Origin of the sequence: Faecalispora jeddahensis (assembly GCF_000577335.1) — a bacterium.
Classification (GTDB): domain Bacteria; phylum Bacillota; class Clostridia; order Oscillospirales; family Acutalibacteraceae; genus Faecalispora; species Faecalispora jeddahensis.
Genome location: NZ_CBYL010000097.1, coordinates 1 through 1,303, shown reverse-complemented (window position 1 = coordinate 1,303; position 1,303 = coordinate 1). Strand labels below are relative to the sequence as shown.

The window sequence follows — 1,303 nt, the reverse complement described above, 5'->3', positions numbered from 1 at the left end:
TTTTGAAGAACTAACAAAAAAGATTAGGGAAGTCTCCTTGACAGTACTGTGTAAAATAAGCCTTGCTCCGATCAAGGGTGATCGCCTCTTCTAATTTTATATTATAATAAAAAGCCTTCTGCTATCTCATTTGATGCGGAAGGCTTTTAATCAAGTGTTTTGAATAATGCTGGTTATTTTCGAATCAGTAAGTACCGGTTCGGAGGTCCAATCGTAGGCTCTCCTTCTAAATAAGCCAGTTTTCCATGGATACAGGAAATCAGAACAGGACCATCATAAACAAGATGTTCCAGAGCAAATTTTAAAGGGAGAGAGATTCCATCATAATTGTTATCAATGGACAGAGGATAACAATCGTCTGGCGCGCCATGTTCATTCAAAAATTGATAAAGAACTTCTATGGAAAAACCGGAAAGATCAATTTTATGTGCGTATTTTTCATCAAAATATTTACGTTCTGTTATATCCCATATAAACCGTTCCCGTTTCTTTTCGTTCCAAAGCTCAAACTTTGCTCTTTCCTTTTTCTGCTTTATAATAAAAGCAGAAATGATCTTCTCTTCAATATTTTTATTCAAATAATTACATCCCCTTATATGTAAATTAAGAGAAAAAGGGGCTGCCCATTTTATTTAATTTTCTAAATCTTTATCGGTAATGATTTTTATAATGTTGTATATCTGATAAGGTATAAAACCGAGGAAGCCAATAAATACTACGCAGGCAAAAGTAATTGGCCACAATAAAGCGGCTACAATCTTGAATATCAATGTCTTTGTAGAAAAGAAACGAAATGCAAAGATAATAGCGGAAAGTATAGCGCTAAACCCAAATCCACCCATACACCCAAAATATAAAAATGACTGTGTCTTATTGAGATTAAATGCTCCCATGCTTCCAACATTTCCATATATGATAAAGCCAGTAATTAACACACACAATGTTATGATCAAATACTCTATTCGTTCTTTTCTGTCCATTTTCTCGCCTCATATTGAAAGTTTTAAGGATGCATATGCAATCCTCTTTAATCGGGATTACATAATGAATTTTTTGTCGAAATCATTGAGATTTTCTTCCATTATATCTTATCATACCATGCTTTACAACGACCAAAAAATACCATCATTCATTCTGCTTTTCCAACTTTTATATTCTCACTTATGAATCTGGTGTCCCAGTACGTTCTTTACTTCCAATATCTCACGCAACAGATCCGGTATGGTATCTATCTGTTTAAATTGTAGGTTTTTGTGTGACGACGAATTTCAAATGAAGCGGATCAAGATTGAGATGTGAGGGA

2 protein-coding genes are annotated in these 1,303 nt (G+C 34.2%); both read right to left on the bottom strand.

Annotated features, from left to right (window positions below; genetic code table 11):
- Positions 1 to 173: 173 nt before the first annotated feature.
- Positions 174 to 578 (bottom strand): hypothetical protein, encoded by a 405-nt coding sequence (locus tag TY09_RS17470; RefSeq protein ID WP_042437069.1) that lies wholly within the window; start codon positions 576 to 578, stop codon positions 174 to 176.
- A gap of 54 nt (positions 579 to 632) precedes the next feature.
- Positions 633 to 980, bottom strand: coding sequence for a hypothetical protein (locus tag TY09_RS17465; protein WP_042437067.1), 348 nt, complete (start codon positions 978 to 980; stop codon positions 633 to 635).
- Positions 981 to 1,303 lie beyond the last annotated feature (323 nt).

Coding starts and splice junctions, on each gene's coding strand:
- TY09_RS17465 (WP_042437067.1), bottom strand. CDS start 980: ATGGACAGAAAAGAACGAATAGAGTATTTGATCATAACATTGTGTGTG.